Annotated in this window: 17 protein-coding genes; 1 reads left to right on the forward strand and 16 read right to left on the reverse strand. The window is 41.4% G+C overall.

What is annotated here, in order from left to right:
- Nucleotides 1-254 precede the first annotated feature (254 nt).
- Nucleotides 255-1,805: an acyl-CoA carboxylase subunit beta gene (locus G8761_RS16425; RefSeq protein WP_166028595.1), complete on the reverse strand. Its 1,551-nt coding sequence runs from the start codon at nt 1,803-1,805 to the stop codon at nt 255-257.
- Complete coding sequence (mce, locus tag G8761_RS16430; RefSeq protein ID WP_166028597.1) at nt 1,798-2,220, reverse strand: methylmalonyl-CoA epimerase; 423 nt, start codon at nt 2,218-2,220, stop codon at nt 1,798-1,800. Before mce ends, G8761_RS16425 begins: the two co-directional genes overlap by 8 nt.
- Before the next feature lie 229 nt (nt 2,221-2,449).
- Between mce and prli42 the strand changes: the two genes are divergently transcribed.
- A complete protein-coding gene (prli42, locus tag G8761_RS16435; RefSeq protein WP_155900201.1) occupies nt 2,450-2,545 on the forward strand; it encodes a stressosome-associated protein Prli42 in 96 nt (31 codons plus the stop codon).
- A 105-nt stretch (nt 2,546-2,650) separates the two neighbouring features.
- Here the strand turns inward: prli42 and G8761_RS16440 are convergent, their stop codons facing one another.
- The 14 genes from G8761_RS16440 to buk form a co-directional block, all read right to left on the reverse strand.
- Nucleotides 2,651-3,169, reverse strand: a complete 519-nt coding sequence (locus G8761_RS16440; protein WP_166028740.1) for a L,D-transpeptidase — start codon at nt 3,167-3,169, stop codon at nt 2,651-2,653.
- Between the two features lie 22 nt (nt 3,170-3,191).
- Nucleotides 3,192-4,187 (reverse strand): aromatic acid exporter family protein, encoded by a 996-nt coding sequence (locus G8761_RS16445; protein WP_166028599.1) that lies wholly within the window; start codon nt 4,185-4,187, stop codon nt 3,192-3,194.
- Between the two features lie 166 nt (nt 4,188-4,353).
- Nucleotides 4,354-5,076 (reverse strand): ATP-binding cassette domain-containing protein, encoded by a 723-nt coding sequence (locus G8761_RS16450; protein WP_166028601.1) that lies wholly within the window; start codon nt 5,074-5,076, stop codon nt 4,354-4,356.
- Complete coding sequence (locus tag G8761_RS16455) at nt 5,069-5,728, reverse strand: amino acid ABC transporter permease (RefSeq protein WP_166028603.1); 660 nt, start codon at nt 5,726-5,728, stop codon at nt 5,069-5,071. Before G8761_RS16455 ends, G8761_RS16450 begins: the two co-directional genes overlap by 8 nt.
- Before the next feature lie 184 nt (nt 5,729-5,912).
- Nucleotides 5,913-6,704: a transporter substrate-binding domain-containing protein gene (locus tag G8761_RS16460; RefSeq protein WP_166028605.1), complete on the reverse strand. Its 792-nt coding sequence runs from the start codon at nt 6,702-6,704 to the stop codon at nt 5,913-5,915.
- Nucleotides 6,705-6,967: 263 nt separating this feature from the next.
- Nucleotides 6,968-7,405: a BrxA/BrxB family bacilliredoxin gene (locus G8761_RS16465; RefSeq protein ID WP_166028607.1), complete on the reverse strand. Its 438-nt coding sequence runs from the start codon at nt 7,403-7,405 to the stop codon at nt 6,968-6,970.
- Nucleotides 7,406-7,675: 270 nt separating this feature from the next.
- Entirely contained in the window at nt 7,676-8,794 is a 1,119-nt protein-coding gene (gene meaB / locus G8761_RS16470) for a methylmalonyl Co-A mutase-associated GTPase MeaB (protein WP_166028609.1), read from the reverse strand.
- Nucleotides 8,795-10,987 (reverse strand): methylmalonyl-CoA mutase, encoded by a 2,193-nt coding sequence (gene scpA / locus G8761_RS16475; protein ID WP_166028611.1) that lies wholly within the window; start codon nt 10,985-10,987, stop codon nt 8,795-8,797.
- Nucleotides 10,988-12,826 (reverse strand): methylmalonyl-CoA mutase subunit beta, encoded by a 1,839-nt coding sequence (locus G8761_RS16480; RefSeq protein ID WP_166028613.1) that lies wholly within the window; start codon nt 12,824-12,826, stop codon nt 10,988-10,990.
- Nucleotides 12,827-13,275: 449 nt separating this feature from the next.
- On the reverse strand, nt 13,276-14,586 hold the full coding sequence (locus tag G8761_RS16485; protein WP_166028615.1) for a dihydrolipoamide acetyltransferase family protein: 1,311 nt from the start codon (nt 14,584-14,586) through the stop codon (nt 13,276-13,278).
- 645 nt (nt 14,587-15,231) lie between these two features.
- Nucleotides 15,232-16,215, reverse strand: coding sequence for an alpha-ketoacid dehydrogenase subunit beta (locus tag G8761_RS16490; protein ID WP_166028617.1), 984 nt, complete (start codon nt 16,213-16,215; stop codon nt 15,232-15,234).
- A gap of 12 nt (nt 16,216-16,227) precedes the next feature.
- Complete coding sequence (locus G8761_RS16495) at nt 16,228-17,223, reverse strand: thiamine pyrophosphate-dependent dehydrogenase E1 component subunit alpha (RefSeq protein WP_166028619.1); 996 nt, start codon at nt 17,221-17,223, stop codon at nt 16,228-16,230.
- 31 nt (nt 17,224-17,254) lie between these two features.
- Nucleotides 17,255-18,676, reverse strand: a complete 1,422-nt coding sequence (gene lpdA / locus G8761_RS16500; protein WP_166028621.1) for a dihydrolipoyl dehydrogenase — start codon at nt 18,674-18,676, stop codon at nt 17,255-17,257.
- A gap of 15 nt (nt 18,677-18,691) precedes the next feature.
- Nucleotides 18,692-19,798 (reverse strand): butyrate kinase, encoded by a 1,107-nt coding sequence (gene buk, locus G8761_RS16505; RefSeq protein WP_166028623.1) that lies wholly within the window; start codon nt 19,796-19,798, stop codon nt 18,692-18,694.
- Between the last annotated feature and the right edge of the window lie 110 nt (nt 19,799-19,908).

The raw sequence follows: 19,908 nt of genomic DNA on the forward strand, positions 1-19,908 counted from the left end.
TTCACTAAAATCCACTCCCTTTCCGCGGACGAACCACCGAGCCTCCTCGCTCGTTCCTCACTGCGGGGTCTCTGTTGGCTCGTTTTTCCGCAGGAGTCTCGTGAATTTTAGCTTTTTAAAAGTGAAGTCAAAATAAACATTAATATTAACCAACCCCTTTAAAAAGAATCTTGTTATATTTAACCCCTTGATTTAACAAATTTTTAAAAAAACAGGCTGTCTATTTACAGCCTGCTCTCCTTTAACTCCTACTATTATAACGGCATATTAGAATGCTTTTTCCCTGGTCTAGTTTCCTTTTTATTGCGAAGCATTTCAAGAGCCTGAATAATCTTAATCCGTGTTTCCCGAGGATCAATGACGTCATCGACCATGCCTCTGCTAGCTGCAACATAAGGATTGGCAAATTTATCACGGTACTCCTCGATTTTTTGCTGCCTTACTGCTTCAGGATTTTCACTATTTTGAATTTCTCGTGCAAAGATAATATTTGCTGCCCCCTGTGGTCCCATTACGGCTATTTCGGCGTTCGGCCAGGCAAATACAAGATCCGCTCCAATTGATTTACTGTTAAGGGCAACATAAGCACCGCCATATGCTTTTCGTAAAATAACAGTCAGTTTTGGTACTGTTGCTTCGGAGTAGGCAAAAAGAATCTTGGCACCGTGGCGAATGATTCCACCGTGTTCTTGTTTAACCCCTGGAAAAAAACCAGTAACATCTTCAAAGGTGATGAGCGGGATATTAAAGGAATCACAAAAACGTATAAATCTGGAGGCTTTATCAGAGGAATCAATATCGAGTCCTCCTGCCATAAACTTAGGCTGGTTGCAAATAAGACCAACAGTCTCTCCTTTAATTTTGGCAAATCCCACAACAATATTTTTCGCAAAATCTTTATGTATTTCCATAAATGAGTCCCGATCGGCCACCTGCTCAATGACCTTGCGAACGTCATAAGGCCTGATAGCATCAAACGGAATAATATCCGTTAAGTCCGGACGATAATCATCCTCCTCCGACACTTCCATACGAGAAGGCTTTTCTTCATTATTTTGAGGAAGATAGCTTAGCAGCTTTCTTACATTTTCCAGAACTTCCTCCTCTGTCGTGCCGCTGAAATGTGCATTGCCGCTGATTGTGTTATGGACTTTAGCCCCTCCCAGGTCTTCAGCCGAAATTTTCTCTCCTGTTACAGTTTCAATAACCTTTGGCCCTGTGATAAACATCTGGCTTGTTTTCTCGACCATAAAAACAAAATCGGTAATTGCCGGAGAATAAACAGCTCCCCCTGCGCAAGGTCCCATAATAACGGAAATTTGAGGAATAACTCCCGAATAAATGGAATTCCGATAAAAAATTTGCCCATATCCATCCAGTGATACTACACCTTCCTGGATTCGAGCACCTCCGGAATCGTTCAAACCAACAAAAGGTGCTCCATTTTTGGCTGCCAGATCCATAACATTGGCAATCTTTTTTGCATGCATTTCACCAAGCGCTCCGCCAAAAACGGTAAAATCCTGTGAGAATAAATAAATAGGACGGCCATTCACCTTTCCATACCCTGTTACAACTCCATCTCCAGGACCTTTTTGGTCTTCGAGCCCAAAGTCGGTGCTCCGATGCTCAATAAACGGATTGAGTTCGATAAAGCTGCCTTTATCCACTAATAGTTCAATCCGTTCCCTTGCGGTCAGCTTTCCTTTTTGATGCTGTTTTTCAATTCGCTCATCGCCGCCGCCCATTTCTACCTCACGGCGCCTGTCGTACAATTCGTTAATTTTTTCGTATATATCAACCATGATCTCTCTCCATCCCCTTCTTTTCACAAAGCTCGTATAAAATTCCTTCTGTTGATTTAGGATGCATAAATGCCACCAGCGCACCGCCAGCTCCTGTCTTTGGCTCTTCATTAATCATCCTGATACCTTTTTCCTTCATTTCTTTAATTCTTTCTTCGATTGAATCCACCCTCAGGGCGACATGATGGATTCCTTCTCCTCGCTTTTCAATATACTTTGCAATAGCACTTTCCTTATTTAATGGTTCAAGAAGCTCGAGCTTCGTTTCACCTGCTTTTAGGAAAGCGACTCTAACTTTCTCGCTTGCAACTTCTTCTATCCCTAACAATGGGAGTTGTAACACTTCCGTATAAAAAGGAAGGGTTTTATCCAGTGACTTTACGGCAATTCCAATATGATCGACTTTTTTTATCATCTTAATCCCCTTCTATTTTTTATCAGGCATAGACAATCCTTTGCCTAATTTTTAAGCGTTTACAATTATTTTAATATAAATTCTGATTTGAGGAAAATATTAAACAAATCTCTATTCGCTAAAAATGTCATAAAATCCTTCCTAAATTTTGAGGAACGGACATTGTCCGCAAGGGAAATTCAAGTTACAATAGGAATAAATATTTCGCTTTCACAAGGAGGAGAGTTCATTGAGAAATCGGAAATCCAGAAAAATTGTTGTGTATCTAATGCTATTTGCCATGCTTGCTTCCACCCTCCTGCTAGGGATTGCACAGTTCTTTTAATAATAAAACGCCTCAAGTTGTGACTTTACACGATGGCTACATTACCATAGAAAAATCCTATAATTAAAGCCAAACAAGGGACTGTCCGGCAATGGACAGTCCCTTTTATTGAATGGCGTTATATTCTTTTGCAAGTGTATGAAAAGATTTCTTTGATGAAAGCACAAGTACCTTAGTCCCAAGAGGGATTAATGGATAGAGCGACTTGATGACTTCATTCTGCGTCCTTATGCAGCCCTTTGAAACATATTTTCCGATAGATACAGGCTGGTTGGTTCCATGGATTCCATATGAACGGCCATCCGTTCCTTTAGCATCAAAACCAATCCACCGTGCTCCGAGTGGATTTGCAGGACTGCCACCTGGTATATTCTTCTTTCGGTAATATGGATCTTTTGCTTTTACTGTAACGGTAAACAGCCCTTCAGGTGTCAGTTTCTTCGTCTTGCCCGTACCTACACTAACAACTGTTTGAACCCGATTATTTTCTACAAAAGCCATTTCATTGGTTTTTTTATTAACAATTAAGAAAGGATCGCCTGGAACAGGATTAGGGCCAAGCGGCCAAAGGGGAGAAAGAAAAATAGAAAGTAGAATTGGGGAAAGCATTTTCAGAATCAGCATCTCTGTCACCTGCTTTTTCCCGTTAGTGTGCTTCTGTCTTCCTCTTTTCATACACTTTCCTGCTGTTTTTTAATCCTTTAAAAGAACTTTTTATAATAAGATAATCTTTCATTTCATTTATTAACTGAAAAAGGGCTGCTCTTGTTTCAAATTCTTCCCTTGTTTTTGGAAGCTCCATTTCCTCAAATTCAGCCTTCATCCTCATAAGTTTTTCAATATATAAGACTGCCGTATTTCCGGGATGTACATTCTCCGAAAGTTCCTCTAAAAATTCTGCTATCATCTTTCCCTGTTCTACCTGAAGGTCCAGAGAGGTTACTAAAGGAAGGAGCCTTTCCATGATTTCAAACTGTTTTTCCCGCATTTTGAAATATTGATAATAGATATTTTCATTGGTTAATAGCTGGTTTTCATTATGGCGGGATGATGTAATTTTACCCTCTTCAAGTATTTGGGCTGTTTCAGTAATCTCACGTCCATCCCAATCGCTTTCCCCATTTCGAAGAAATAGAGCCATTTCGGATAATATTTTTTGAAAGTTATCCTCTGCCTTTCTCCTAAGTTCATCCATCCTTTTTTCAACACTCGGCATATACAAATTCATGATTAAAGCAACGCCTATCCCTGTCACGATAACCCCAAATTCGTTTAGGAATAAACCAGCCGTCACATGTCCGGCAGAATAGATATGAAGTATAATAACGCTGCTGGTCACAACACCATCTTTTGCTTTTAACAAAACAATGGTAGGGATGAAAAAAAGGAGCAAGACCCCTATCATAACAGGATGGTAGGCAGCCCCTTCAAAAAAAATAGCTGAAAAAGGCATAGCAAGCATACAGGCTAGAAACCGGTCCCATGCCGTCCTAAATGAACGCATTTTCGTAACCTGTATGCATAAAATTGTAAGAATTCCTGCCGAAACGAAATTATGAAGGCCAAGTTTTTGGGCAATGATTATTGAAATGGCTGTCCCCGCAGCCGTTTTTAATGTCCGGTAACCAATTCTAAATTTCACTCATTCATCTCCTGCCCCCATCTTATAATCTCTTTATAAAAGAAAAAGATGACCCGAAGATCACCTTTTTCTGTGAAAAAATTATAACCTTGAATTATTGTTAATGTCCAGTTGCTGAGTCTAACCACTATTTGTTGTTTCCGTTCCTCTTTAAAAGAGTTCCTAATCACAGCATTTTCTGAAGGAAGTCCTGAGCACGCTGGCTTTTTGGATTTTCAAAAAACTCTATAGGTGGTGCATCTTCCACAAGCTGGCCTCCATCAAGGAATAATACTCTGTCTGCCACCTCACGGGCAAATCCCATTTCATGAGTTACGATAGCCATGGTCATTCCGGTATGAGCCAATGATTTCATAACGTCCAGAACCTCTTTTACCATTTCAGGGTCAAGAGCAGAAGTTGGCTCGTCAAAGAGCATGACACTTGGCTGCATTGCGAGTGCCCTTGCAATTGCCACACGCTGTTTCTGGCCGCCTGATAAACGGGTTGGATACTCTTTCGCTTTATCTGATAAGCCTACTCTGTCCAGCAGGTCCATACCTATTTTTTCTGCTTCTTGCTTTGATAAACCTTTTACTTTAATAGGTGCATACGTCAGATTTTCCATTACGGTTTTGTGAGGAAACAAATGAAAATGCTGAAAAACCATCCCGACATTCTGCCGTATTTTCATTATATTTGTTTTTTTATCGGTTACTTTATAATCACTAATCCAAATTTGGCCGCTTGTCGGTATTTCCAGGAGATTTAAACAGCGAAGAAAGGTTGATTTCCCTGACCCCGAAGGACCAATGATTGCTACAACTTCCCCTTCTTTAATTGAGGTTGTAATTCCTTTTAAGACCTCAAGCTTGCCAAAATTCTTATGCAAATCATCCACTTTAATCACTGCGTCTCATTCTCCTTTCAAGGGCTTTGCCAAGAATCGTCAGAACCATAACCATGATGTAGTAAATCAAGCCGGCAATAATTAATGGTTCAAAGAATGAAAAATTATCTGCCCCAGCCTGGTAAGAACGGCGCATAACATCTGTTACTCCAATGGTAGTAACGATTGCTGATTCTTTTGTTAATGTAATAAATTCATTCATCAAGGCAGGCAAGATATTTTTTAAAGCCTGCGGCATGATGATATCCCACATCATTTTTCCATAGGGCACTCCAAGTGCCATAGCCGCTTCCTTTTGTCCTTTATCCACTGCTAAAATACCGGCACGGATAATCTCGGATATATATGCAGCTGAATTCATCGCGAAGGATAAAATGGCAGCTGTATACGGTTCAATTTGGTAGCCGAAAATTTGTGGTGAACCATAGTAAATAAGCATCAATTGAAGCACGAGCGGCGTACCTCTAAATACAGAAGTGTAGGCATCTGCCAGCCAGCCCAACACTTTAACCGTACTAATTTTGAAAAAAGATAAAATAATACCAAGCGCAAAACCTAAAATCCCTGCTAAAATAACAATTTGCAGTGTTACCTTGATACCCTTCAATATATAGGGGATTGAGGGTATAAATTGTCCAAAGTCCAGATTCATTCGAGTGATCCACCCCTCCATATTAACTAGCCAATACTTAAAGAAAAGCTTGGCAATGGTAAAGCCTCAGCTTCTATTATTTTTCAGATTTTTGCAAATAAATTTTGTTCAGCTAAAAACGTTCAGAAAGCCAATGCCCTCTGAACGTCCATTTCATTTTTCTCAACTAATATAGCCGATATTGTTATTGTTCCCCGCCAAACCATTTTACAACAAGCTTGTCCAGCTCACCGTTTTCTTGCATTTTCTTAAGTTCTTTATTAAATTTCTCTGTCAGGTCACTGTCTTTAGGGAAAGCAATTGCAGATCCCTGTTCTTCTGGACCCTCATCCAATTTGAAACCAGTTAGTTCGGTTTCCTTTTTCATATACCCTTTTGCTACGATTTCTTCAATTATTGCTGCATCAAAACGGCCGGCTTTCATTTCCTGGATCAGATCCGGGATACGGTTACGGTTTTCAATTTTAATTGCAACAGTTTTATTAATATCCTTTGCTTTTGTTTCCTGAATTGAGCCAAGCTGTACGCCGACAGTTTTTCCTTTCAGGTCCTCAAGCTTCTCTATACCGCTGCCTTTTTTAGTAACGAGCATTTGGTTTGTCTTATAATAAATGTCACTAAAATCAACGTTTTTCTTTCTTTTTTCAGTAGGAGTCATACCTGCAAGTACAAAATCAACCTGCTTGGATTTCAACGCCTGAATAAGTCCGCTGAAATCAATGTCTTTAACTTCAACCTTATAACCAAGCTTGCCAGCAAGAGCTTTTGCTAGGTCAACGTCAAAACCTTTAATTTCATCATCTTTGCCAGTCTCGATATATTCGAATGGCTTATAGTCTGCAGATGTACCCATAATCAATACTTTATTATCCTTTTTGTCCCCGGCTGCACCATCCTTTTTATCGGATGTACCGCATGCTGCCAAAATCCCAACAAGCAGGATAGTTGTTAAAAATAATAAAAAACTCTTTTTCATATACTTTCCCCCTATAATTATCTGAAGATTAATACTATTACATAATTAAATTTATTTTATCCGAAGTGAATTGTTTTTATCAAGCAATAACCTTGCGTTAATAAATATTCACTTTAATGGATTTTAACACAATTTTATATTTATGCAAATAAGTTTTTAAAAATTAATTTTACTATTATAATATATTCCTATTATGGTAATAATGAAAAAAGGGCTGCACCCTTTGCCAACACAGCATCAGGGGCAGCCCTTCTCTTTTCTAATTATAGTTCTTCACAATATTTTTCGAAGCCTTCTTGCAATTTTAATACAACAGACATAGGATCATGGCCTTCAATTTGGTGCCTTTCCACCATCATACATAACTCACCATCTTTTAATAATGCAAAGGAAGGAGAGGATGGCGGATAGCCAGTGAAGAAGCTTCTTGCCTTTTCAGTAGCTTCTTTATCCTGTCCGGCAAATACAGTTACAAACTGGTCAGGACGCTTGTCATAATGAACTGCATGCGCTGCAGCAGGACGGGCAATTCCGCCTGCACATCCGCAAACCGAATTCACCATTACAAGTGTAGTTCCTTTTTGAGCTAGTACTTCTTCAACTTCTTCAGGTGTTTTAAGTTCTGAATATCCTGCAGAAACGATTTCCTGGCGTGCCTGGTGAACAACGTCGTTCATAAATAAATTAAAATCCATATTCATAAAGCTCACTCCTTATGCTGTATCTTTCTTTTAGGTATACCTACATAATACCAAGAGAAATTACCTAATTTCAAATATCTGAAATTTATTTATGAAAAAAGTTTAATACTTCCAAAAGAGGGAAGTATTAAACTACAGCTAGATCCATACCCCTAAACTCCCTAAATTGAGGATAGTATCATAAGATACTATCCGTCTTTTTGTTTAAAGCCAAAATGTTAGGTTGAAGGAGCACAACTCGAAATTCCCAATAAAGCGAATACACCGGCCTCATTTGTTTAAAAAGATTTTAAAAAGTGCATCCACGGCAGCGGCTACCGTTCTGTTTCCGGCAATTACCTCATTCTCTACTTTTGGAAGCATTGCTTTAATTTCTGGATGATGGAAAAAGCTGAACTGCAGCTGATCCGTTATCATCGAATATATCCATTCTCTTGACTGTTTTTTCCTTCTATCCTCAAAGGTTCCCGAGTTCTCCCCCAGATGTTTAAAGTCACAGATTACTTCCCAGATTTTATCTATACCCGTATTATCAAGTGATGAACATGTGTATGCCCTCGAAGCCCAACCCTTTGTTGCTGGATGAAGGAAATGCAGAATCTTATTGTATTCATGCTTCGTTTTTTCAGCGGGTAATTTATTGTCTCCATCTGCTTTATGGACAATAATGGCATCAGCAAGTTCCATAATTCCTTTTTTCATGCCCTGAAGCTCGTCGCCTGCACCTGTCAGAACTAGCAGCATAAAGAAATCCACCATCCCCCGAATGATAACCTCACTTTGGCCTACACCAACAGTTTCCACAAGAATGACATCAAAACCTGCTGCCTCACAGATCAGCATTGCTTCGCGAGTTTTTCTGTGAACTCCTCCAAGCTTCCCACCAGAAGCAGATGGTCTGATAAACGCAGATGGATTTCTTGAAAGCATCTCCATTCGTGTTTTGTCCCCAAGGATGCTTCCTCCGCTAATACTCGAGCTGGGATCTATTGCGAGGACTGCTACCCGAAGGCCAAGACTGCAGAGATAAAGGCCAAATGACTCGATAAAAGTACTTTTTCCGGCACCCGGGACTCCTGTAATTCCGATTCGAACAGATTTCCCCGATTGGGGCAGGAGCTTTTGCAGAAGACGCTGAGCTTCCTGGAAATGGTGCTCACCATTGCTCTCCACTAGAGTGATTGCCCTGGCGATATATTTCCTGTCTCCCTTTAAAACTCCTTCGTATATTTCCTCTATTGGCGGCTCTTGGTTTCGTTTTTTTTGAAATCGCATACCTTTATGAATTATCTGGTTCTGGCTTGGCTGTTCGGTACCTTTTTTAATTAGGCTTGAAAAAACGTCCGGCCTGCTGGGGTCACTCCATTCCGGCTTTTTGCCATCAGTCATTTATTGAGCCACTTCCTCATAACCAAGCTGTTTATAAATTTCTTCGATAACCTTCTGGGCAGCAACAGGAATAACTGTCCCAGGACCGAAAATAGCGGAAGCCCCGTTTTCCAATAGGAATGGGTAATCCTGGGCAGGAATCACCCCGCCAACAACCACTAAAATATCTTCCCTGCCCAGCTTCTTCAGTTCGTACACCAGCTGAGGAAGAAGCGTTTTATGCCCTGCTGCAAGCGAGCTTATTCCTATAACATGGACATCATTTTCTACGGCCTGCAAAGCTGTTTCTTCAGGTGTCTGGAAAAGCGGGCCGATATCCACATCAAAGCCTAAATCGGCAAAAGCTGTAGCAATAATTTTGGCACCGCGGTCATGTCCATCCTGCCCCATTTTCGCAATCATGATACGCGGTCTCCTGCCCTCATTTTCCAAAAACTCTTCTGTCATCTTAACTACTTCTGCAATTTCCTCTTCATTAGTAAATGCAGAACTGTATACTCCGCTTATTGAGCGTATGACAGCTTTATGCCGCTTCGCTACAATTTCAATCGCATCAGAAATTTCTCCGAGTGTTGCCCGCACCCTTGCCGCCTTTACAGCAAGTTCCAGAAGATTTTGATCTCCTGTTTCTGCCCCCCTCGTTAAGGCAGCCAGGGCTTCCTGTACCTGGTTTTCATCCCGTCCATCTTTTAACTGCTGAAGTCTCTCTATTTGTTTCCGGCGAACAGCTGTATTATCTATGTCCAGAATATCAATCGGTTCTTCTTTATCAAGTCTGTAGCGGTTTACCCCAATGATCGTTTCCTTGCCTGAATCAATCTGCGCCTGTCTCCTGGCTGCTGCCTCTTCAATTTTCATTTTAGGAAGACCTGTTTCAATTGCTTTCGCCATACCACCAAGGCTTTCTATCTCCTCAATATGCTTCCAAGCCCGCTCAATTAACTCATTTGTCAGAGTTTCTACATAATAAGAGCCAGCCCAAGGATCTATTACCTTTGTAATACCTGTTTCTTCCTGAAGGAAAAGCTGGGTATTCCTTGCTATTCTTGCAGAAAAGTCGGTAGGCAGCGCAATAGCTTCATCCAGTGCATTGGTATGGAGGGACTGGGTATGTCCCATAGCTGCGGCATGAGCTTCAATAAGTGTTCTTGTTACATTATTGAATGGATCTTGTTCTGTAAGACTCCACCCTGAGGTTTGTGAATGTGTCCTAAGGGCCATTGATTTAGGATTTTTCGGCTCATAGGATTTCATCATTTTCGCCCAGATAAATCTGGCTGCTCTCATTTTCGCTACTTCCATAAAGTAATTCATCCCAACTGCCCAGAAAAATGACAGCCTAGGAGCAAAAGAGTCTATCCCGATTCCTGCCTTCAGCCCAGTTCTTACATATTCCAGGCCATCAGCTAAGGTATACGCCAGTTCCAGATCCGCAGGGGCTCCCGCCTCCTGCATATGGTATCCAGAAATGCTAATGCTATTAAACTTTGGCATGTATTTGGATGTATATTCAAAAATATCCGCAATAATTTTCATCGACATTTCCGGTGGATAGATATACGTATTTCTCACCATATACTCTTTTAAAATATCATTTTGGATTGTGCCTGATAGTTTTTCCTGGCTGATACCCTGTTCTTCGGCAGTAACGATAAAGAAAGCCAGTATAGGAAGGACCGCCCCGTTCATTGTCATTGAAACCGACATTTGATCCAGCGGAATACCATCAAAGAGTATTTTCATATCTAGAATGGAATCAATTGCCACCCCTGCTTTACCTACATCCCCTTCTACACGAGGATGGTCTGAATCATAGCCTCTATGTGTTGCCAGGTCAAATGCTACTGATAGCCCTTTCTGGCCCATTGCTAGATTTCGGCGGTAAAATGCATTGCTTTCTTCAGCAGTTGAAAAGCCTGCATATTGCCTAACAGTCCAAGGACGATTAACATACATCGTTGAATAAGGCCCTCTTGTATACGGAGCGATTCCCGGTTTTGAGTTCAAATGTTCCATTCCGTCAATATCTTCACTCGTATATAAAGGTTTAAGAGCAATTTGCTCATTTGTTTCGAACAAGAGATTCTCGAGAGACTCACTTACCTCTTTTTTGACTTTTTCCTTCCATTGTTCCTTTGATAAAGAATTTTTGTTTTCAAAGAGTGATATTTTTCGAAAGTCTGGCTTTTTCATTTAATTTCCTCCCTCCTTTTCTGTCAGAATTGAAGAAAGGGTTTGAAAGCAATTACTTCTTATATGAATAAATTGATTTATTCCTGCCGCCAGCCATTTCTCCTGTTCCTCTTTTTCCGGCAGCCCCGCCAGATAAAAATGCGTTTCTGGAAAATCTTTTTTCAGAGCTTTAAGCATTTCAAATCCGGACTCCTGGTATTGCTCATTTTGACCGCAGAAACAAAAATGATTTGTTCCTGAAGTTGAGACAAATTTTTTTGCCTCTTCTTGAGTAAATAGCGGTTCACTTTTATCTGCTTTTATTCCGCCGGCTGATACAAACCCTGATATAAAATCAGCACGGGGTTTATGCTGTTTTAACTCTCCCAGACAAATTAAACCTATTGAAGGACTTGTTCCAGAATTCTTTGCCAGTTTTTCAGACCTCTCACGCTGTTCCTCGAATGGCTCCGCTAAACGGAACTGCTTTATTGGCTGTATAACTTCAGGATTCAGCAAAGCTGATGGCTGTTCCAGTTTCATTTTACCTTTAGCCGCTGTTTCCAAAAGATTGGCATATGCATTGGTTCCGATAATGCTTTGTTTTCTTGTAAAAGCGTCCTGTTTTCTCTTTTCCAATACTTCTTGTATTTCCTGCTGAATCCAGCCTGATTTTAAACACTCTATTATTCCGCCCTTTGAATCTATTTCAAGAAATAGAGCCCAAGCCTTTTCGGCAAGTTCGTTTGTAAGTTCTTCAATATACCATGAGCCTCCAGCAGGATCAGCAACCTTAGTCAAATGAGCCTCTTCCTGGAGAATTAGCTGAGTATTTCTGGCTACTCTATTTGAAAGTGGTGTTGTTCCATGTAGTTCATCGAACGGACTGACATGAAGATATTGAACATTTCCTATCGCTGCTGCAAATGCCTCATTTCCTGCCCGGAGAATATTTACATGCTTATCATAGATCGTTTTTGTAAACGAGGAGGTTTCTGCAGAAATATGCATCTTCCTGGCATATGCAGGAGCCTCATATGCTTCTGCTGCCTTATCCCAAAGAAGACGCGCCGCACGGAGCTTTGCAATTTCCATAAAGAAATTAGCTCCAATAGAAAATTGAAAAACCATTTTGGATAAAATAGCTTCAAGGTTCATTCCCCGTTCAAGCAGCTCCTGTAAATAAAACGTACCCTCTGCAATAGAAATAGCCAGCTCCTGTACCGCGTTCGCACCACCATTGTGATATGGTGTCGAGTTCACCAAAATTGTTCGAAGATACGGCATTTTTTCATGATATTTTATCCAGCAGTTGAAATTATTCTCAAGATTCGCAGGGATTACCCCCTCTTCTAAATAAGAGGATATGGGATCAAATCCAATATACCCTGCAGCTTTATCCCCAAGAGAAGCTAGGACTTCTAAAAATTCCTTCTGCAAATCCCCGGCATTGATAGCAAAAGGATAATCCTCGTAAACCTCTTCTAAGGATTTTAATAGCTGGTCTTTTTCTTTTACTAGTTCTGGTGTCAGGTTAAAGGAAATTGAAGTTTGCCCTTTTTTAAAAGCAGCTTGAAGGGCAGTCTCAAATTCATTGGCTGACTCTATTTCCAACCTTTGAGCCACCTTCCATTTTGAAGGAGCAGGGTTAATCCCTCTTCTGTAATTTGGGCCACCTGGGTAATCTGAGCCTTGATTTTTAGAAGGCAAGGAATAAAGCGGTTTCAAAATAATGTTTTCATATGTATTGCTTTTTAAAGATTCCACGGATTTGCCCTTAAGGGTTCTTTCCGCTTCACTTCTCCAATCATCCTCCGTTTTTTCCGGAAATGATTGCTGGATAATATCTTTTAATTCCATCCAATCTGCCTCCTGTGAAGTCTGCTTACCGCAAAAAGCGGATAATCATTTTAATTGTACTAAAATTCTGACTCCCCTTTCATTTTATTACAGACCTACTTTTCTAGCAATCCGAATGAACCTTCTGCTTTCCGGAATGGTCTGGAAACTTATTAATAAGTTATGGTTTTATCTACTAATTCATCGGACTCATCGGACTTCTCTATCTTGACGAAACTTCTACTTATTTTTCGTAAATTTCTACTTATTTCTTTCAAACTTCTACTCCCTTTTGCTAAACATCACCCTCTTTTAGCAAAACTTCTACTTTTATCCAGAAAGGACCTGCACCAGCGTGTCCCTCACTTAAGAAGAAACACCCTTTTTATCAATAACCCAAGGGGAGTTTAACACCTTCCCAAAATTAAAACGCAAAAAAAGATGCCCCATCTCGGAGCACCCTTAAATAGTTAATATATAGAAGTTGTTGCTTTCGAAGTATTTTCAAGGATTTCTTTAACTCGCTGCAGGAATCTTCCGCATATTAAACCGTCCAATACACGGTGATCGAGTGACATACAAAGATTAACCATATCACGAACTGCAATCATTCCGTTGTTCATAACAACCGGGCGTTTTACAATTGACTCCACCTGGAGAATGGCTGCCTGCGGATAATTGATGATACCCATAGATTGAACAGAACCAAAGGATCCAGTGTTATTGACAGTAAAGGTTCCACCCTGCATATCTTCAGACTTAAGCTGTCCTTTTCTTACCTTAACGGCAAGCTCAGTAATTTCACGGGCAATGCCTTTAATTGTTTTTTCATCAGCATTCCGGATTACAGGTACAAACAGTGCATCATCTGTTGCTACAGCTATATTCAGATTGATTTCCTTCTTCTGAATAATTTTATCACCAGCCCACATGGAATTAATTTGAGGGAATTCTTTTAGTGCCTGAGCTACTGCTTTGACAAAGAAAGCAAAGAAAGTTAAATTGAAGCCTTCTGTTTTCTTAAAATCATCTTTGATACTGTTGCGATACTCGACCAGACTTGTAGCATCTACTTCCATCATCATCCAGGCATGGGGAGCTTCGTGCTTGCTGCGAAGCATATTGGCAGCGATGGCTTTTCGTACACCATTCACCGGGATTTCAATATCACCAGGTGTAACGGGCACAATTACTGGTGCAGGAGTGGCAGGTCTAACAGGTTGAGCTGCTTGTGCTTCCATGCGTTCATCTACTTCAGCAGCAGTTGGCTGCGATACAGCCTGGTTTTCTCCAGCCTTTGGTATATTTCCTGATTCGAGTAGCCTCAACAGGTCTTTTCTAGTAATCCGGCCACCGGCTCCAGTACCTTTTACCCGAGCCAAATCAATATTATTTTCCCGAGAAATCTTTAAAACAGCCGGAGAATAACGAGTTTTGTTTGTTTGCTCTGCTTCTGGTGCCTCTCCCCCTGCTTTAACTTCTTCTTGTTTTGTCTCTCTTCCTTTGGCTTCTGCTGGATTGGGATCTTCAATTCCATTTCGGCCTACTTCAATTGTCAGGATGACTTCGCCAACAGCAAGGGTATCACCTTCAGCAGCGATTAATTCCTTAATCACACCCTCAAAGGAAGATGGCACTTCTGCATTTACTTTATCTGTCATAACCTCTGCAAGAGGATCATATTTATTCACTTTATCACCGACAGAAACGAGCCACTTGCTGATTGTTCCTTCTGTAACACTCTCGCCTAACTGCGGCATTTTTATTTGTTCAATTGCCAAGGGTAGAACCTCCTTTTTTACTGTCTAGCTCCAGCTTTCAGCGCTTAGTGTCCATCCCACTCCTCCCTACGATAAGTCAACAACGAATCGTTTCACTCTTCGTGTTGTCTAGCTTCAGCGCCTAGGGGCTCGAGGTCATAAGTCAATCCGTCGGAAGGTTACAGAACAACCTTGTCGCCCCTGTACAAGGCGCTTACGCTTTTCATTTTCCTTTATCTCAGTCGTAGCGGAGGCCTGCACGATGCAGGTCAGAAAGGCGTTGCCACAGGACGTGGCGGTATTAGCCTTTCTTCATAGGCCATACGGCGCTCAACGGGTGCTTTCACCTTTCTCATTGTCTGGCTGCAGCACCCTGCGCCTATTGTCCTTCCCTCTTCTTCCTACGATAAGTCAACAACGAATCGTTTCACTCTTCGTGTTGTCTAGCTTCAGCGCCTAGGGGCTCGAGGTCATAAGTCAATCCGTCGGAAGGTTACAGAACAACCTTGTCGCCCCTGTACAAGGCGCTTACGCTTTTCATTTTCCTTTATCTCAGTCGTAGCGGAGGCCTGCACGATGCAGGTCAGAAAGGCGTTGCCACAGGACGTGGCGGTATTAGCCTTTCTTCATAAGCCATACTGCGCTTAACGGGTGCTTTCGCCTTTCTTAGTACTCTGCTAGTTCGCGCATTGCTTTTTCTACTTTGTCGGGATTCACCATAAAGAATTTTTCCATTGTTGGAGAGTAAGGCATTGCTGGGACATCCGGACCTGCAAGACGCAGAATCGGTGCATCAAGGTCAAACAGACAATTCTCAGCGATAATAGCGGATACCTCACTTATAATACTGCCTTCCTTGTTGTCTTCCGTTACAAGCAGAACTTTCCCTGTCTTGGAGGCAGCTTCCATAATTGCTTCTTTATCAAGAGGATACACAGTTCTTAAATCAAGGATATGTGCAGAAATACCGTCCTTAGCAAGCTTCTCGGCAGCTTGAAGGGCAAAATGGACGCAAAGACCATATGTGATTACAGTAATATCCTCACCCTGGCGTTTTACATCAGCTTTGCCAATAGGCAGGACATAATCATCAGCAGGAACTTCTCCCTTGATTAGGCGGTATGCCCGTTTATGCTCGAAAAATAAAACAGGGTCTTCATCACGGATCGCGGCCTTTAACAAACCTTTTACATCATATGGAGTTGAAGGCATCACAATTTTTAATCCAGGCTGATTGGCAAATACAGCTTCAACAGACTGGGAGTGATAAAGGGCACCATGTACACCACCGCCATATGGAGCACGGATAACGATTGGACAGTTCCAGTCATTATTAGAACGATAGCGAATCCTTGCTGCTTCAGAAATAATCTGATTTACCGCTGGCATAATAAAATCAGCAAACTGCATCTCAGCAATTGGGCGCAATCCATACATGGCGGCTCCGATACCTACACCAGCTATTGCGGACTCAGCAAGCGGTGTATCAATCACTCGTTCTTCTCCAAATTGTTCGTATAAGCCTTGTGTGGCTTTAAATACCCCGCCTTTTAATCCTACGTCTTCACCAAGTACGAATACTTTTTGATCTCTTTCCATTTCCTCACGAATTGCCATTGTTACAGCATCTATATAAGACATTACAGCCATCTTAGGTCCCCCTTACTTTTCCGCGTACACATACTTCAACGCATCTTCACCAGGTGAATATGGTGCGTTTTCGGCATAGTCGGTTGCTTCATTAACAATCTTCATAACACGGTCATTGATTTCTTTTTCCTGATCATCGCTCATGACACCTGTTTCTTTCAGGTAAGCTCCAAAGGTGATAATTGGGTCCAGCGTTTTAGCTTTTGCGACTTCATCTGGTGCACGGTAGCTGCGGTCATCATCATCTGAAGAGTGCGGTGTCAGGCGGTAAGAAACAGTTTCCACTAGTGTAGGGCCCTTTCCGCTTCGTGCACGGTCCGCAGCTTCTTTTACTACTTTGTACACCTCAAGAGGATCATTGCCATCCACAGTATATCCAGGCATGCCATAACCGATCGCCCTGTCAGAAACCTTTTCGCAAGCCAATTGCTTTTCAATTGGAACAGAGATAGCATATTTGTTATTTTCACACATAAAGATAACAGGCAATTTATGCACGCCGGCAAAGTTTGCGCCTTCATGGAAATCTCCCTGGTTCGAAGAGCCTTCACCAAACGTAACAAAGGTTACAAGTTCTTTTCCCTCCATTTTACCTGCAAGTGCAATTCCAACTGCATGCGGAACCTGAGTTGTTACAGGCGAGGAACCTGTTACAATACGGTTTTTCTTTTGCCCAAAGTGCCCAGGCATTTGGCGGCTTCCAGAGTTTGGGTCCTCCGCTTTCGCAAAACCGGAAAGCATCAATTCTCTTGGAGTCATTCCAAAAGTTAATACAACTCCCATATCCCGATAATATGGAAGGACGTAATCCTTTTCCTTGTTAAGAGCAAAAGCTGCTCCAATTTGTGCCGCTTCCTGACCCTGGCAGGAAATAACAAAAGGAATCTTCCCCGCACGGTTTAAAAGCCACATGCGTTCGTCAATACGGCGTGCCATAAGCATTGTTTCATACATTTCCAAAACTTTTTCATCACTTAAATCAAGTGCATGATGACGATTTTCAGTCATTCAATAAACCTCCCATTTGTTCGTAACAAATTTAAGAATGGATCGCTTTGCCATCTACTGCCAAGGCAGCTTCTCCGATTGCTTCTGACAATGTCGGATGTGGATGAATGGTATTCGCCACTTCCCAAGGTGTTGCATCCAAAACCATTGCAAGACCAGCTTCAGAAATCATATCTGTAACATGTGGACCGATCATATGCACCCCTAAAATATCATCAGTATCTTTATCTGCAACAATTTTCACAAAACCGTCAGACTCGCCAAAAACAAGTGCTTTACCTATTGCCCGGAAAGAAAACTTCCCAGTTTTTATATTAAAGCCCTGTTCTTTCGCCTGATCTTCTGTAAGTCCAACCTGGGCCACTTCCGGATTGCTATAGATACATTTTGATACTAGATTATAATCTAGTGTATGAGTATCTTCTCCGGCAATATGTTCAACTGCAATGATTCCTTCATGTGAGGCAACATGAGCTAATTGAAGCCCTCCAATGACATCTCCGATTGCATATATATGTGATTCTTTTGTCTGAAAAAATTCATTTGTCTGGATGAATCCTCTCTCAACCTGAATTTCGGTATTTTCTATGCCAATTCCTTCAACATTAGCCTGACGTCCAACAGAGACGAGGATTTTTTCTCCCTTAAACTCCTTTGCTTCGCCTTTTACTTCTGCCGAAATGGATACACCATTTTCTTTTGATAGTGTTTCAGGCAATACCTTGGCGCTTGTTACAATTTTGATGCCTTTTTTCTTCATAAGTCTTTGCATTTCCTTTGAAATCTCTTTATCTTCTGTTGGAATAATTCTATCTGCATATTCAATCACCGTTACTTCAACTCCAAAATCAGACAGCATGGAGGCCCATTCGATTCCAATGACTCCTCCACCAACAATAATTATTGATTCTGGCAGGGATTCCATAGAAAGGGCCTCGTCCGAAGTAATGACCAGTTCCCCATCTATCTCAAGACCTGGCAATGAACGAGGACGTGATCCGGTAGCCACTATTACATTTTTAGGAAGTAGCATTTCATTTTCCTCGCCACTGTTCATTTCCACTGAAATGGTACCTGGCATTGGAGAAAAGATAGAAGGGCCTAAAATGCGTCCTGTACCCTCAAAAACATCTATTTTTCCCTGCTTCATCAAATGCTTGACACCTTTATGCAGCTGGTCAATAATTTTATTTTTTCTTTCTTGGATTTTTACAAAATTATACGATACTTCGCCTGTTACAACTCCGTATTCTTCACTTTTTTTTGCTGTAGCAAATACTTCTGCACTTCTTAAAAGTGCTTTGCTGGGAATGCATCCTTTATGAAGGCAAGTTCCGCCCAGCTTGCCTTTTTCTACAATAGCAGTTTTTAAACCAAGCTGGGATGCACGGATTGCAGCAACATATCCGCCTGTTCCTCCGCCTACTATGACTAAATCATATTCCTGGGCCACAAAGACTCCTCCTCATCACCTTACATTTTGAGTTTTAATCGTATTAGGATATTCCTTTACTTCCTCTTCACCTTTTAATATACGCAATGCCCCTTCGGCCAAAGCCTGGAGTTCATTTTCACCCGGATGAACAATGACATCTGCAATCCAGTTCACTCTGTCCGAAATCTGCCTTACAAAACCTTTTCCGTACGCAAGTCCTCCAGTTAAAATAATGGCATCCACTTTTCCTGAAAGCACTGCACTTGCTGCTCCTATCCCTTTGGCAACCTGATAGGCCATTGCTTCATATACCAGCTTTGCCTTTTCATCTCCATTTTCAATCATTTTTTCTACTCTTATCGCATCATTTGTTCCCAGATAACCGACGAGACCGCCCTGACCAACAAGTTTTTTCATGATTTCTTCACGGAAATACTCTCCGGAATAACAAAGTGCGACTAGGTCTCCGGCAGGGACAGTGCCTGAGCGTTCAGGGCTGAATGGGCCATCTCCATGCAGGCCGTTATTCACCTCAATAACCCTTCCTTTTTTGTGGACCCCCACGGTAATGCCTCCACCCATATGAGTTACAATCAGATTCAGTTCCTGGTATCTCGCCCCTAGTTCCTTTGAAACTCTTCTTGCGACTGCTTTTTGGTTTAGAGCGTGGAAGATGCTTTTCCTTTCTATCAAAGAAAAGCCAGAAATCCGTGCTATCGGATCAAGTTCATCTACCACAACAGGATCTACAATAAAGGAGGGTATGTTTAGCCCAGAAGCAATTTCATTAGCAATAATTCCCCCAAGATTGGAAGCGTGCTCGCCGGAAAACCCAGCCCGCAGATCTTCAAGCATAGCCTGATTAACAGCATATGTACCGCCTTCAATTGGTCTTAACAAACCGCCTCTGCTGCAAACCGCACTGAGCTTTGAAATATTGATTCCATCACTATCAAGTGTTTCCAAAATCATGTTTTTCCTAAAATCATATTGTTCAATAATATTTTCAAAGTGTTTAACCTCATCTGCTTCGTGGCGAATGGTTTTCTCCAATATAGATATTTCATTATCGAAGACCCCGATCTTTGTTGAGGTTGATCCAGGATTGATGACAAGAATTCGATAGTCGTTTTCTTGCAAAGTCTAAACCTCCCGAAGGTTTCATTTTAACTCCGTAAAGCAGGATTTCCCCTTACTGCTTTTCCGGTAAAAGAGAGCCTTAATGGCTGCTCAAAATCCACCCTATCCAC

Origin of the sequence: Neobacillus terrae (genome assembly GCF_011393025.1) — a bacterium.
GTDB classification, from domain to species: Bacteria; Bacillota; Bacilli; order Bacillales; family Cytobacillaceae; genus Neobacillus_A; species Neobacillus_A terrae.

Coding starts and splice junctions, on each gene's coding strand:
- G8761_RS16455 (WP_166028603.1), bottom strand. CDS start 5,728: ATGAATCTGGACTTTGGACAATTTATACCCTCAATCCCCTATATATTG.
- G8761_RS16465 (WP_166028607.1), bottom strand. CDS start 7,405: ATGAATATGGATTTTAATTTATTTATGAACGACGTTGTTCACCAGGCA.
- G8761_RS16480 (WP_166028613.1), bottom strand. CDS start 12,826: ATGGAATTAAAAGATATTATCCAGCAATCATTTCCGGAAAAAACGGAG.
- G8761_RS16495 (WP_166028619.1), bottom strand. CDS start 17,223: ATGACTGAAAATCGTCATCATGCACTTGATTTAAGTGATGAAAAAGTT.
- mce (WP_166028597.1), bottom strand. CDS start 2,220: ATGATAAAAAAAGTCGATCATATTGGAATTGCCGTAAAGTCACTGGAT.
- scpA (WP_166028611.1), bottom strand. CDS start 10,987: ATGAAAAAGCCAGACTTTCGAAAAATATCACTCTTTGAAAACAAAAAT.
- G8761_RS16460 (WP_166028605.1), bottom strand. CDS start 6,704: ATGAAAAAGAGTTTTTTATTATTTTTAACAACTATCCTGCTTGTTGGG.
- G8761_RS16440 (WP_166028740.1), bottom strand. CDS start 3,169: ATGCTGATTCTGAAAATGCTTTCCCCAATTCTACTTTCTATTTTTCTT.
- meaB (WP_166028609.1), bottom strand. CDS start 8,794: ATGACTGATGGCAAAAAGCCGGAATGGAGTGACCCCAGCAGGCCGGAC.
- G8761_RS16425 (WP_166028595.1), bottom strand. CDS start 1,805: ATGGTTGATATATACGAAAAAATTAACGAATTGTACGACAGGCGCCGT.
- G8761_RS16490 (WP_166028617.1), bottom strand. CDS start 16,215: ATGGCTGTAATGTCTTATATAGATGCTGTAACAATGGCAATTCGTGAG.